Origin of the sequence: Haloferax sp. ATCC BAA-644 (genome assembly GCF_000336975.1) — an archaeon.
GTDB lineage: Archaea > Halobacteriota > Halobacteria > Halobacteriales > Haloferacaceae > Haloferax > Haloferax volcanii.
In genome coordinates, this window is record NZ_AOLF01000038.1 from 1 (window position 1) to 13,422 (window position 13,422).

A 13,422-nucleotide genomic window follows, 5' to 3' on the forward strand; every position below is an offset into this window, starting at 1 on the left:
GATGTGTATAAGAGACAGTCTTTCGCCTTCCCGACGGCGTCTTCGATCTGCTGGTCGATTTCGGCTTTCATCTCGTCGAACTCGGCTTCGGTTATCGTTCCCGCGTCCACGAGCCGTCGCTTGAACGACTCGATGGCGTCGCGGTCCTTCCAAATCGCCACGTCCTCTTCGGTCCGATACGGCTGTTGGTCGCCCTCGAAGTGGCCGTGGTATCGGTACGTCTCCGCCTCGATGAACGTCGGTCCCTCGCCGTCGGCGGCCCGCTTGCGCGCCTCCTTGACGGCCTCGTAGACCGCGGTGATGTCCATCCCGTCGACGGTGAAGCCGGGGATGTTGTACGCCTCCGCGGTCTCGCTGAGGTTCTGGACGTTGTGCTGTTTCTCGACGGGCGTCGCCTCGCCGTACTGGTTGTTCTCGACGAGGAACACCGCCGGGAGGTCCCACGTCGCCGCGAGGTTGATGGCCTCGTGGACCTGTCCCTGTGCGACCGCGCCGTCGCCGAAGAACGCCAGCGAGACGGTGTCTTCGCCTTTCAGGTGCGACGTGAGCGCGGCACCCGTCGCCAGCGGCGGCCCCGCGCCGACGATGCCGTTCGCCCCGAGCATCCCCGCGTCGACGTCCGCGATGTGCATCGACCCGCCTTTGCCGTTGCAGTAGCCGTTTGCCTTCCCGAACAGTTCGGCCATCATCAGGTCCGGGTCGAGTCCCTTCGAGATACAGTGGCCGTGTCCCCTGTGGGTGCTCGTGATGTAGTCGTCCGATTCGAGGGCCGAACACGCGCCGACCCCGACCGCTTCCTCACCGACGTAGAGGTGGACGAACCCGGGGAGCTCGCCGTCGCTGAATAGGTCGGCCGCCTTCGTGTCGAACGCCCGAATCGTGAGCATCCGGCGAAGCGCCTCGCGCTGTCCATCCTCCGTCTCGATGTCTAGTACCACCATGCGACACTCCAACAATTGACATAATCTATAATGACTTTTTCTCAACGTGGCAGTTATCGAGTCTGTCTCGCGGCTGTGACTGTGTAATCGAGTAACGCTGCCGTGTCTCGTTTGTGATAGATTTCTCACACGGCCTCGGACCGCGCGATGGCGGCCCAGTTCGCCGGCCGGTTACACCGATGTCGCCTCCCAACTTTTGGTGGTCACGTCCCAACGGACGGCTATGCAAGCACTCCAGGTCGTGGTCGCATGAACATGCTCTACGAAGGCGAGTGGCGGACCGACAAGTTCGTCGCCAACAACGAAGACGGCGAGTTCGAGCGCCAGACGACCGACTTCCGCAACTGGGTCGGCGAGGACGAGCGGTTCCCGGTCGAGTCGGGTCGATACCACCTCTACATCTGTCGCGCGTGTCCGTGGGCCCACCGTACCGCGATGACGCGCGCGCTGAAGGGCCTCGAAGACGCGATTTCGCTGTCGCTCGTCGAACCCGTCCGCATCGACGACGGCTGGGAGTTCTCCGAGGACCTCCCGGACCCGCTGTACGGCGAGGAGTTCCTCCGCGACATCTACCTCCGCGCCGACGACGAGTTCACCGGGCGCGTCACCGTCCCCGTGCTGTGGGACAAACAGCGCGAGACCATCGTCAACAACGAGTCCCGCGAGATTATGCGGATGCTCGACGAGGCGTTCGACCCCCTCGCCGAGCGTGACGTGGACCTCAACCCCGACGGCTACGAAGAAGAGGTCGACCGCCTCATCGACGAGATTTACGAGCCGGTCAACAACGGCGTCTACCGCGCCGGGTTCGCGACGACCCAAGAGGCCTACGAGGAGGCCGTCGAGGAGCTGTTCGACGCGCTCGACCACTGGGACGAGGTGCTCGACGACCAGCGGTTCCTCGCGGGCGACGTGCTCACCGAGGCCGACATCGCGATGTTCGCGACGCTGATTCGCTTCGACCACGTCTACCACACGCACTTCAAGTGCAACAAGAAGGCCGTCCACGAGTACGACAACCTCTGGAACTACACGAAGGAGCTCTACCAGCTTCCGGGGGTCGAAAAGACGGTCAACATGGATCACATCGTCCGGCACTACTTCGTCAGCCACGGCGACATCAACCCCAAGCGCATCTACGGCGTCGGCCCCGACCTCGACTTCGACGCGGCACACGACCGCGACCGCCTCCCGGCCGACCTCCCGGCGGCGCTGACGGCCGACGACTGAGCTTCCCGCTCCTCGTCTCGTCTCGTTTTCCGTTCCGCCTCCGCTCCCGTCGTCTCCCGCGACACGCTATTCCCGCTCGAAACGCTATCACTTCTCATGGCAAGCCGCGCGACTCGCCTGGCCCGCGCGCTCCGGCGGGTCGAACCGCCACCCCGAGCGGTCGACTGGTCCATCTTCGCGCTCGTCGTCTTCGAGACGCTCTCGGGCGTGCTGAGCCTCGGGGCCGGCCACCCGGCCAACGGCCTCCTGTTCGTCGCCCACGGCGTCGCCGGCCTCTCGCTGGTCGTTCTCGTCGGCTTCAAACTCTATCGGGTCCGCAACCGCGTCATCGACTCGCGGCTCCGCGACCGCCACACCACGCTCTCGGTCCTCCTCGCGGTCGTCGCGCTCGCGGCCCTCGGTACCGGCGTCGCGTGGGTGCTCGGCGTCGAGGTCCGAATCGCCTTCTGGACGCTGCTCAACGTCCACATCGGTTTCGGCCTGCTCGTCCTCCCGGTGCTGTTTTTCCACCTCCGGGCGCGCTTCCGGCCGCCCCGCCGGGTCGACTTCGCGGAGCGTCGCCGGGCACTCCAGTACGGCGCGATACTCGTTTTCGGCGCGGCGACCTACCGGGCGACCGAGACGGTCGGGGCGCTCCGGGGTGTGGGCCGTCGGTTCACCGGGTCGCGGCCGCTCCCACCCGGCGAGGGCAACGACGCCTTCCCGGTGACGAGTTGGGTCGCCGACGACCCCGACCCCGTCGACCCCGACTCGTGGTCGCTTTCGGTCGCGGGGCTGGTCGACCGCTCGCTCGAACTCGACCGAGCGGATCTCGCGCCCGACGAGACGCGGTCGGTCCTCTTGGACTGCACGAGCGGGTGGTACACCGAGCAACACTGGACCGGCGTCAGACTCGGCGGCGCGCTCGATGCCGCCGGTGTTCACTCGTCGGCGCGGTGGGTGACGGTCCGGTCGGTGACGGGCTTTCGGTGGTCGTTTCCCATCGCGGAGGCCCGCGAGATGCTGCTTGCGACGCACGTCGGCGGCGACCCGCTCTCGCACGGTCACGGCGCGCCGCTCCGACTGGTCGCGCCGAACCGCCGCGGCTTCCAGTGGGTCAAGTGGGTCGATACGGTCGAGGTGCGGCGGCGACGCGACTCGGCGCAGTGGCTCGCAGTGCTGGTGAGCGGGTTCGGATAGCGGCTCACCTCACCACGGGAGAATCCACAGCACGTCGACGAGGCGGTCCAGAATCGTCTTTTCTCCTTCGTGGTCGTCGTCCGCCGTGTCGTCGGTCGAAGCGTTCGTCGCCTCGCCTTCGTCGGGCGCGCTCGAATCGGTGGAGGGCATACTGGTCACTATGCCTGTCAACGTGGAAATGTTTTCTGTGGACGGGGTCGCTGATTCTCACTCATCGCGGAATCCCGCGAGATGCTGTTCGCGTCCCGCGTCGGTGAACTCTCGTACGGCCGCGGCGCGTTCGCCGTGAGTTCGCCACGCGACGAAGCCGGCACCGAAAAGCAGGAGGCCGCCGGCGACGAGCAAGAACGGCTCCGCGCCGAGGACGAGTCGCGTCGTCCCGTCGAACGTCTGGACCGTGGTGTAGAGTCCCGGCTCCCGGACGTAGCGAGACACGGCCACGAGCGAATAGCCGACTTCGACCCCGCCGACCGCGACAGGAAGGACCGCGGCGTACTTCCACCGGAATGCGGCCAGCGTCCCGACGACGCCGACGCCCCCGAGCCGCGCCAGCAGGTACTCCTCGTGGTTGAGTCGGCCGCCCCATCCCGTCGTTATCGTCCCGTCGTATCCGGGTGCGACGTGGAGCAGTTCCTGATGGATGCCAGCGACGACGGCTCCGAAACCGACGACCGCCATCACGACTGCGAGGGCTCGCTGACGGTCCATATCGACATATTTCGTATCGCTCAGAAATAACCTTGCTCCCAGTCTTCACTCGTCGCTTCCGCTTCGAATCGCCCGCTCGGCCGCTTCGAGGGCGGCGTCGGCGTCGAACGCGGCGACGATAGCTTCCAGTTCCTCGCGCGTCGCGCCGGTGTCCCGTAGGTCGCGGGCGTGCGCCGCGATGTTCGGAACCGCGCGAACGATGTTGTCCACGATGGGGACCGTGGCGGCCTGCGCCGACCGCGACATCGGGTTGAGGTCGACGACGATTTCGACTTTGTCCATCGCGCCGAGCGCCTCGGCCCGGTCGCCGTCCTCCAGCGGGACGACGACCACGTCCGCGCTCCCGATGCCGTCGGCGTCGACTTTCGCGCGCTCGTGGTCGATGCCGGGAATCCGCCCGTCGGCGGTGAGCCCCTTCACCTCGTCCGCGCCGTGGTCGCGCAGGTGGGCCACGATGGCCCGCATGCGCTCGTCGGTGCGGTTGAACAGGTTCACCTCGATGTCGGCGTCGACGGCGGCGGCGAGGTCGACGACTTCGCCGGGGCAGAGCGCCGCGACGTTCCCGTTGACGGAGATGACCGGCTGGTCCGCGAGCAGAAGGTGTGCCGCGGCCGCCCGCGCCGCCTCGTCCGCGCTCGGAACCGTCCGCTCACCGAGGAGGTAGTCGAACGCCTCGCCGCGCCCCTGCGCGATGAGTCCCTGCCGGCTCGTGATACCCTTCTCGACGCCCTCCTCGATGCGGTGGCGGGTGAGAAGCGACTGGTATCTCGGGTGGCTCTCGGGAATCTCGATGTCGCTCATTGGTGGTGGGTCGTCGCCGCGGCAGTAACACGTTTTCTCATCGGGACGGCCGGGAACCGGAGCCTGAAACGCCCCGGTCGGTCTCCGGGGGCTTCGCGGCCGTCAGTCGCTCAGCAGTGTCGCGCCGGCGGGGTGGACGCGACAGCGCTCGGCGTCGTAACCGGCGTCAGACAGTCCCGTCCCGACCGCGAACACCGTCTCGCCGAGCATCGCCATCGCGCCGTCGCCGCCGGCCGCGCACACGTCGTCGATGGCGGCCTCGACCCGGTCGGTCAACAGGCCGGCGTCGCGGGCGAACCGTCGCGCCTCGGCGACGAAGCGGTCGAGCGTCGGCTCGGCGCGGAGCGCTTCGAGGGCCGTCTCCCCGGCCGCCGTGAGTGCGGTCGTGTCCCCGGACAGCACGTCGGCCGTCGAGAGACCGCCGAACGCGACGTACTCGATTTCGGGGCGCGCGGGGATGCCGTCAATCCGGCCGTGGGCCGGCGCGCCGGGTTCGACCCGAATCGGCATCCCGCCGCGGGCCTGCGCGACCACGTCACCGAGGCCGGTCCCCGCGCGGACCTCGGCCGCGTGCGCGAGCGTGACGAGTTCGTTTTCCGACCGGCCGCAGGCGAACACCGCGTTCGCCGCGAGCGCCGTCCCGAGCGCCATCGCCCCCGAGACGCCGAACCCCGCGCCGAGCGGGAGGTCGCTTTCGGCGTCGACGGCGGCCGTCACGCCGAGCGACCGAAGCACGTCCGCGACGGGCGGCATCTCGACCGCCTCGCCGTCGAGGCCGACGGTCGTCTCCCGCGCCGGTTCGACCGTCACGGTGACGCCGTGCGAAAGTGTCAGTCCCGCCCCGCGAGAGCCGGCGACCGCCGGATCGTCGGCGGGGTGCGCGCTGAAAAAGCCCGTGACGTGCCCGGGCACGAACGCCGTCGCGTCGTCGCTCATCGGTGGTTCTACGACGGGGGTCGGTTAACGGTGTTGCGTTTCGTCGCGTTCGCGTTCGTCTCGGGTGTCTCGCCCGCAACGACGTTCGTGCACAGCGGTCTGGGGCGTCCGTGGCTACCCGTTTCGCAAAAAGAGACCGCGTCGGTAGTCGCATCGTCGCGGGCGCGACAGACGCTGGCGGTCGCGCGGGAACTCGCTCGGAGCGTCTCTACGGAGAGAGACGCTGGCGGTCGCGCGGGAACAGAACCGCTTCTCGGATGTTCTCCAGCCCGAGCATCGTCATGATGAGCCGCTCGCCGCCGAGCCCGAAGCCGGCGTGCGGGGGCATCCCGTACTTGAACATCTTCGTGTAGTACTCGAACGCGTCGGGGTCGAGACCCTGCTGTTCGAAGCCGGCGACGAGGTGGTCGAAGCGGTGTTCACGCTGGCCGCCCGAGACGAGCTCCATGTTCGGGTGCATCATGTCGAAGCCCGTCGAGAGCGTCTCGTCGTCGTCGTGGTCCTTGATGTAGAACGGCTTGATTTCGCTGGGCCAGTCGGTGATGAAGTAGTGCTCGCCGACGTCCTCGCCGAGCGCCTTCTCGCCCTCGGTGGGCAGGTCGTCGCCCCAGACGAGCTGCTCGTCGAGCTCGCCCGTGGCGTTGATGCGCTGGATGGCCTCCTCGTAGGTGAGCCGCGGGAACTCGCCGGACGGCGCTTCGAACTCGTCTTCGAGACCGAGCGCTTCGAGTTCGTCCTGACAGTTCTCCTCGACGGCCTCGTAGGCGGCCGTGACGACGGCCTCACAGACGTCCATCGCTTCCGTGTGGTCGATGAACGCCGACTCGAAGTCGATGGAAGTCGCCTCGTTGAGGTGGCGGGGCGTGTTGTGCTCTTCGGCGCGGAAGATGGGGCCGACCTCGAAGACGCGTTCGAGTCCGGAGCCGACCATCAGCTGCTTGAACAGCTGCGGCGACTGGTTCATGAACGCTTCCTGGCCGAAGTAGGTAATGGGGAACAGCTCGGTGCCGCCCTCGGTCCCCGTGGCGACGATTTTCGGCGTGTTGATTTCGGTCGCGCGGAGGTCGCGGAACTTGTCGCGGACGGCGCGCTGGACCTCGGCGCGAATCTCGAAGATGGCCTTGACCTCGTCCTTGCGGAGGTCGAGCGTGCGGTTGTCGAGGCGCGTCGAGAGCTCGGCGTCGACCTTGCCGGAGGGGTCGAGCGGGAGCTGCGCCTCGGCCTCGGCGATGACGTCGAGGCTCTCGGGCGTGACTTCGACGCCCGTCGGCGCGCGCGGCTCTTCTGCGACCTCGCCGGTCACGGAGATGACGCTCTCGCGGTGGACGCCGAGCCCCGTCTCGACGAGGTCGTCGTCCATCTCGTCTTTCTCGAACTTGACCTGAATCTTGCCGGAGGTGTCCCGGAGAATCAGAAACGCGATGCCGCCGAGGTCACGGATTTCGTGGACCCAGCCGGCGACGGTGACCGTGTCACCGGGCTCGGCGTCGGCCGTGTACGTTCGGTTTCGCATACGACGTGGTTCCCGACCGTTCGTCTTAAACATCGTGTCTTCGCCTCGCTCGGACGCGTTCGTCCGTCCAGTCTCACGCGCGTCGGGGCGAAATCGAGCCACGAGTTCGCGTGGTAGTCGGCACCGCGGTACTTAGTCCGAGGCGTACGTCGCTCCGGTATGGCTCCCGACCCACCCGACGCAGAATCGACGCCCGACCCGGCACCGACCGCCGCCCGCGCCGCCGACCTCGACTGGACCGAACGCGGGCGCGGGGACCGCTTCGCGTTCCGCCGGAAGCGACTCGCGGACCGCGCCGGCGGCCGCGACCTCGGCTGTTCGCTCTACGAGGTCCCGCCGGGGAAACGCCCGTGGCCGACGCACTACCACGAGGGCAACGAGGAGGCGCTGTACGTCCTTTCGGGGGCGGGCACGCTCCGGACCCGCGAGGGTGCGGCCGACCTCGACCTCGAACCGGACACCTACGTCGCGCTCCCCGCGGGGGCCGACTACGCCAGGCAAATCGAGAACGACGGCGACGAACCGCTCCGGTATCTCGCGCTCTCGACGATGAACCACCCCGACGTGACCGTCTATCCCGACTCCGACAAAGTCGGCGTGTTCTGCGGCGCGCCGCCGGGCGGCGACAAAAATGCCCGGACGCTCCACGGCTACTACCCGCGAGACGCCGAAGTCGGCTACTGGGACGACGAACCGACGACGGAGGAGTGACCCGGTTCCCCCTTCGCCCGCGACGGCTCCGGTGCTGAGGTTTATATGCGAACCCGCGACCACCTCGCCTCGGACATGGACGTTTCAGACCTCGAAGCCGCGTTCGCACTCCCGCTCGCCGAAGACACCTCGGTCGATACGACCCTTGTCGGCGTCCTCTCGACGCTCGCGTCGGTCGCCACGCCGCTTGCGGGCATCTTGCTTGCGGGCTACGTCGTCCGCCTCGTTCGCGCCGGCGACCGCGAGGCGGCCGCGCTCCCCTCGTTCGACGATCTCACCGGTATGGCCGTCGACGGCGCTCGTCTCTCGGCCGCGCTCGTCGCGCTCCAACTCCCCGCAGTCGGCCTCGCGACCGTCGCCCTTCCGGGTTCCAGGCCGTCGATTGCGATGCTCTCGTACGCGACCAACCCCGTGATGCTCGGGTCTCTCGGCGTCACCGCGCTCGACACCGCCGGCCTCGTCGCGGCCGGCCTCGCCTCGCTTTTGGGGTCGTATCTCTCGCTGGTGGCGACCGTCGCTCTCGCCCGCGAAGCGTCGCTCGCCGCGGCGATTCCGGCCACGCGCGACCTCGCGTCCGACCGCTCGTTCGTCCGCGTCGCTTCGGCCGTCGCGCTCGTCGTCTTCGTCGCCCGTCTGTTCGTCGCTCTCTGCGCCGCGGTTCCGGTCGCCGGAACCCTTCTCGCCGCGACCGCGTCGTTCCTCCTTTTGGTCGTGTCAGCGACGCTCCTCGGTCGCGGCGCACCGGCTGTGTCGTCGCCCGGTGCCGACGCGACCCGCGAGTCGCACGCCGACGGCGTGAACGCGGAGTCGGTGGAGTCAGCGGAGTCGGTACCGTCGGCGTAGAAACAGAAACCGCGCCCGTGGGATTACTCTGCGACGAGTTCGGCCGTCGCGTCCTTCGCGCCCTCGACCGTCTCGCGCACCGCGTCGACGCCCTCGTCGTGCAGGAGGTTGCCGACGACGACCGCGTCCGCGTGCTGGCCCATCTCGTAGGCCGACTCGTAGTCGTGGATGCCGCCGCCGTAGAACAGCGTCGCGTCGTCGAGCGCGTCGTGCGCCGCGCCGACCTTCTCGGGGTCGCCGTAGGTGCCGGAGTACTCGACGTAGATGATTTTCTGGCCGAACATCTTCTCGGCGACGCGGGCGAACGATGCCACGTCCTCGGCGGACTGGTCGGTGTCGGCGTCGGTGTACTCGGCGACCGACGACTCGGGGTTCAACACGATGTACGCCTCGGTGTGGGTGCGGTCCCAGTCGAGGCCGTCTTCGATTCGGACCCACTCCTTGTGCGCGCCGGTGATCCAAAACGAGTCGCTCGCGTTGAACACCGTCGGGATGAGGTAGCCGTCCAGCGCGTCGTCGTCGATGACGACGCCGGGGTTCGACGGCTCCTGGTAGATGGGCACGTCGTACTTCGAGGTGGCCTCGATGACGCGCTCCATCTTCTCCTCTGTGATGTCGAGCGTGCCGCCGATTTCGAGGGCGTCGGTGCCCGTCTCACACACGTCTTCGAACGTCTCGCCGTCGACGAGGTCCTTGTCAGGGTCGATTTTGGTGATATGGTCCCAGTCTTCCCACGGATAGCTCATTGGTCGCTCTATGCTTGAGGGGGCGTAAAAAGCGTGCGGATGGAACGGGTCACACGCATAGCCGGGAGTGAATTTTAACCCACTTGTCACCAAATCCGGTGTACGATGGACGCTGCCGCCGCGACCGAGTATGTAGAAAGTCGAGCGATGACGCTGTCCCCGGAGGAGTTCGAATTACTCTGCGAGTCGGTACTCTCCGAGTCACTCCCCTCGGCGCGGTTCTCGGTGACGGCGTTTCGACAGGACGGCGGCATCGACATCGATGGTCGCGTCAGTAATCCGCTTCTGGACGTTTCGCTCGGCGTTCAGGCGAAGCAGTACGGCTCAAGCAACACGGTCGGTTCGCCCGAAATACAGCGATTTCAGGGGGCGCTGGCCGACACGGGATGCGACACCGGGACGGTAATCACGACGAGTTCGTTCACCACCCCGGCCGTCGAAAGCGCCGAACGAGCTGGGATTCACTTGGTGAACGGTCCCGAACTGTTCGACTCGATGGTCGATCTTCGCGTCGGCGTTCGCCGGCAGAGTACTCGGTTCGAACCCGACGAAGAGTTCTGGAGCCTGTTCGGAGAGCCCGGTGAGGCGGGCGTGATACCATCTAAGCGAGTCCCACTCGCCAACTCGTTCGAAACCCTCGACGCTGTTCTCTCGGCTATCGGCGACACTCGTGGCGCGAAAGACGACATCGTTGAGTCGGGGAGTGTTTCGGCCCGCCACGCGGACCTGTACGCGATTGCGGGCTGGATTCTCGGGTTCGTTCACCAAGAGTGGCCCGACGAGGAATCCCACAGACAGCGCCGCTGGTCGCTCACCCGAAGCGGCGCTCGGTACGTCGCCTATCGAGCGGCGGGCCTCGACGACGAGGCCGAAACCCTCCTTCTCGATGGGATTCGAAACGCCGAGATAATCGAACGGCTTGTAAACTCGCTCTCGAAGGAGAGGTCATTCGAACACGGCGTGCTCGTCGACTTCATCGCGTCCGAGTCGGAGCTATCGCGGAGTAGCGCGAAACGCCGGGGCAGTTCGGTCGGCGTTTGGCTCGCCCGACTCCCCGAAGTCTCTGTCGAAAACGGCCGGGGAAAACGATACGTTTGGAACGATACTTAGTCCGCCGCAGTCTGCCACTTCCGAACCGTATCCGCACCCACGCCCTCGACTTTCGCCGCGATGTCGTCGGGTTCGGACGCCTTCAGCGTCTTCACGTCCTCGATGCCGGCGTCTTTCAGTTTCTCGGCGGTCTTCGCACCGATACCATTGATGCTCTCTAACTCGGAGCCGCCCTCGCCGTTCTGCTGGGCTTGGTACTCGCGGTAGTTGCAGATGGGACAGCCGAGTTCCCACGGCTCGCGGTCGCCCTCGTACGTAATCCGGAGTTCGGGCAGGTCGTGTTCCTCGCAGGACTCGTCGGTGACCTCGATGTCGCCGCGGCGGGGTAACGGCAGCGAGTAGTCGCAGTCGGGGTAGCGGGTACAGCCGACGAGTCGGGAGCCGGAGCGGAGGCGCTTGATGGCGAGTTCGCCGTCGTGTTCTTCGCCGCACTCGGGACACGTCCCGATGACGAGGTCGTCTTCCTCGTCGGCCTCCTCGGCCTTACAGAGCGGACAGCCGTGGACGAACGTCTTGCGCCCGGCGAGCATCTTGATGTGGTGGAGGTCGTGGTCCTCGCAGGACTCCTCCATGATGAGCGGCTTGCCCGTGGAGGGAAGCGGGAGCGTGTAGGTGCAGTCGGGGTAGGAGTCACAGCCGATGAAGTACGAGCCGCGACGGCTCTTTCTGACGACGAGGTCGCCGCCGCAGTCCGGGCAGGTGCCGACCGTCTTGTCGGCCTTTAGCGAGTCTTGGAGCTGCTTGCCGAGTTCCTCGCGGGACTCCATCAGCCCCTCGAACACCTCTCCGAGCATCTCTTTGGACTCCTCGGTCACGTCTTCGAGGGTGGCCTCGCCGCGGGCGATAGCCAGCATATCGGATTCGAGTTGCGAGGTCATCTCCTCGCTGACGATGAGCTTCGCGAAGTCCTCGGAGGCCTCCACGACGGCCCGCGCGAGGCGGGTCGGCCGCGGCGGGTCGCTCTCGATGTAGCCGCGGTCGTAGAGCTTCTGAATCACGTCGTGGCGGGTCGCCTTCGTCCCGATGCCCATCTGTTCCATCGTCTCGATGAGCCGCGACTGGCCGTAGCGCCGCGGGGGCTGGGTCTGCTTGGCGTCGAGGTGCGTGTCGGACAGCACGAGCGACTCGCCTTCCTCGACGTCCGGCACGAACGACTCGCTGGAGTTGAAGTACGGGTACACGTCGTGGTAGCCGGCTTCGAGCAGGCGCTTGCCGTTGGCCTTCAGCGAGAGCCCCTCGACCCCGGCGACGACGCGGAGGTGCTCCCAGACGGCGTCCTCGGCGACGGTGGCGAAGAAGCGCCGGACGACGAGTTCGTACACGTCCCACTCGTCGTCCGAGAGGTCGGACGCCGAGGGGAGTTCGCCGGTCGGGTGAATCGGCGGGTGGTCGGTCGTCTCGTTGTCGCCCTCGGTCGGCTCGATTTCCTCCTGTTCGAGGAGGGATTCGGCGTCCTCCTTGAACCGGCGGTCGCCCTCGAACGCGCCGAGCAGTTCGCGCGGGTCGAGGTCGTCGGGGTACACCGTGTTGTCGGTCCGCGGGTAGGTGATGTAACCGGCCGTGTAGAGGTCCTCGGCGATGCTCATCGCCCGCTGGGCGGAGTAGCCGATAGAGCCGGCGGCCCGGATGAACTGCGTGGTGTTGAACGGCGCGGGCGGCGTGTCGGTCCGCGTGCGGCGGTTGACCGACGAGACCTCGGCGGTCTCGACGCCGAGGAGCGTCTGATAGGCCTCCTCGGCGGACTCCTCGTCCCAGATGCGCTCGGCTTCCGTGCCGTCGTCGTCGAGATAGAAGTACTGCGCCTCGAAGGATTCGGCGTCGCCGTCGGCGTCCTTCGTCAGCTTCGAGAACAGCTCCCAGTAGTCCTCGGGGTCGAACGCATCGATCTCGCGCTCGCGGTCGACGATGAGTTTCAGCGTCGGCCCCTGCACGCGGCCGACCGAGATGAAGTCGTTGCCGAGCTGGCGGGCCGAAAGCGAGAGGAACCGCGTGAGCGCCGCGCCCCACACGAGGTCGATAATCTGTCGGGCCTCGCCCGCGGCGGCGAGGTCGAAGTCGAGGTCGTCGGGGTTCTCGAACGCCTCCGTCACCTCGCGGTTCGTAATCGAGGAGAACCGAACGCGGTCGACGGGCACGTCCTCGTTGACGTCGCGGACGAGTTCGTACGCCTCCTTGCCGATGAGTTCGCCCTCGCGGTCGTAGTCGGTCGCGATGGTGACGTTGCCCGCGCGGCGGGCGAGGCGGCGGAGCGCGGCGACGATGTTCTCCTGCGTGGGGTGTTTCTCGACGGGCGCGCCGATGAGTTCGACCGGCTCCACGTCGCGCCAGTCGTTGTACTCCGGCGGGAAGTCCACGCCGACGACGTGGCCCGACAAGCCGATACAGCGCTTGCCGCCCCACTTGTAGACGTTCACGCCGTTCATTCGCTCCGCGGAGGCGGTCTCGCCGCTCAGGATGTCGGCGATGCGCCTCGCGGCGTTGTCCTTCTCCGTGATGATGAGTTCCGGACCCCTGCTCATTGAGCGGCGATATGTCGGGGGTTATCCTAAACCTTTCGTGCCAAATTCGAAGCGTAGCGGCCTCGACGCGCGCGGATACGGGCGGGCGGGTGAGCGCCCTCGCGCGCGAAGGTGTGTGTCTGCCGACGCGTCCGCGACACGCCGCGTCTCCCGTCGGATTTCACCGACTCGCTCCGCCGACCCGA

At 67.0% G+C, this 13,422-nt stretch carries 13 protein-coding genes; 5 read left to right on the forward strand and 8 right to left on the reverse strand.

Going from position 1 to position 13,422, the window contains the following annotated elements; genetic code table 11:
• The coding region (locus C458_RS16610) for a thiamine pyrophosphate-dependent dehydrogenase E1 component subunit alpha (RefSeq protein WP_049908257.1) at window positions 1–941 on the reverse strand (941 nt) is incomplete at its 3' end.
• A 249-nt stretch (window positions 942–1,190) separates the two neighbouring features.
• Between C458_RS16610 and C458_RS16615 the strand changes: the two genes are divergently transcribed.
• The gene (locus C458_RS16615; RefSeq protein WP_008577465.1) at window positions 1,191–2,171 is read left to right on the forward strand and encodes a glutathione S-transferase family protein; all 981 of its coding nucleotides are present in this window, start codon (window positions 1,191–1,193) and stop codon (window positions 2,169–2,171) included.
• 96 nt (window positions 2,172–2,267) lie between these two features.
• Entirely contained in the window at window positions 2,268–3,350 is a 1,083-nt protein-coding gene (locus tag C458_RS16620; protein WP_008577466.1) for a molybdopterin-dependent oxidoreductase, read from the forward strand.
• Between the two features lie 9 nt (window positions 3,351–3,359).
• Here the strand turns inward: C458_RS16620 and C458_RS18580 are convergent, their stop codons facing one another.
• The 5 genes from C458_RS18580 to aspS all read right to left on the reverse strand — a co-directional run bounded on the left by C458_RS18580 (window position 3,360) and on the right by aspS (window position 7,308).
• The gene (locus C458_RS18580) at window positions 3,360–3,500 is read right to left on the reverse strand and encodes a hypothetical protein (RefSeq protein ID WP_008577467.1); all 141 of its coding nucleotides are present in this window, start codon (window positions 3,498–3,500) and stop codon (window positions 3,360–3,362) included.
• A 57-nt stretch (window positions 3,501–3,557) separates the two neighbouring features.
• Window positions 3,558–4,058 (reverse strand): hypothetical protein, encoded by a 501-nt coding sequence (locus C458_RS16625; protein ID WP_008579589.1) that lies wholly within the window; start codon window positions 4,056–4,058, stop codon window positions 3,558–3,560.
• Between the two features lie 45 nt (window positions 4,059–4,103).
• Window positions 4,104–4,859: a 4-phosphopantoate--beta-alanine ligase gene (locus tag C458_RS16630; RefSeq protein ID WP_008577472.1), complete on the reverse strand. Its 756-nt coding sequence runs from the start codon at window positions 4,857–4,859 to the stop codon at window positions 4,104–4,106.
• 102 nt (window positions 4,860–4,961) lie between these two features.
• Window positions 4,962–5,795, reverse strand: a complete 834-nt coding sequence (locus C458_RS16635; protein ID WP_008577474.1) for a pantoate kinase — start codon at window positions 5,793–5,795, stop codon at window positions 4,962–4,964.
• Window positions 5,796–6,003: 208 nt separating this feature from the next.
• Window positions 6,004–7,308, reverse strand: a complete 1,305-nt coding sequence (aspS, locus tag C458_RS16640) for an aspartate--tRNA(Asn) ligase (RefSeq protein WP_008577476.1) — start codon at window positions 7,306–7,308, stop codon at window positions 6,004–6,006.
• A 159-nt stretch (window positions 7,309–7,467) separates the two neighbouring features.
• Between aspS and C458_RS16645 the strand changes: the two genes are divergently transcribed.
• Window positions 7,468–8,019: a cupin domain-containing protein gene (locus C458_RS16645; RefSeq protein WP_008577478.1), complete on the forward strand. Its 552-nt coding sequence runs from the start codon at window positions 7,468–7,470 to the stop codon at window positions 8,017–8,019.
• A gap of 75 nt (window positions 8,020–8,094) precedes the next feature.
• Complete coding sequence (locus C458_RS16650; protein ID WP_049897060.1) at window positions 8,095–8,862, forward strand: DUF4013 domain-containing protein; 768 nt, start codon at window positions 8,095–8,097, stop codon at window positions 8,860–8,862.
• Between the two features lie 23 nt (window positions 8,863–8,885).
• On the opposite strand, the gene C458_RS16655 is transcribed toward C458_RS16650, so the two are convergent.
• Window positions 8,886–9,608: a phosphoglycerol geranylgeranyltransferase gene (locus tag C458_RS16655; RefSeq protein WP_004044255.1), complete on the reverse strand. Its 723-nt coding sequence runs from the start codon at window positions 9,606–9,608 to the stop codon at window positions 8,886–8,888.
• Window positions 9,609–9,755: 147 nt separating this feature from the next.
• On the opposite strand from C458_RS16655, the gene C458_RS16660 reads away from it, so the two are divergent.
• Entirely contained in the window at window positions 9,756–10,718 is a 963-nt protein-coding gene (locus tag C458_RS16660) for a restriction endonuclease (protein WP_008577481.1), read from the forward strand.
• Here C458_RS16660 and C458_RS16665 read toward each other — a convergent pair.
• Window positions 10,715–13,237, reverse strand: coding sequence for a DNA topoisomerase I (locus tag C458_RS16665; protein ID WP_008577482.1), 2,523 nt, complete (start codon window positions 13,235–13,237; stop codon window positions 10,715–10,717). The two genes, C458_RS16660 and C458_RS16665, sit on opposite strands and share 4 nt — an antisense overlap.
• Window positions 13,238–13,422: the final 185 nt, after the last annotated feature.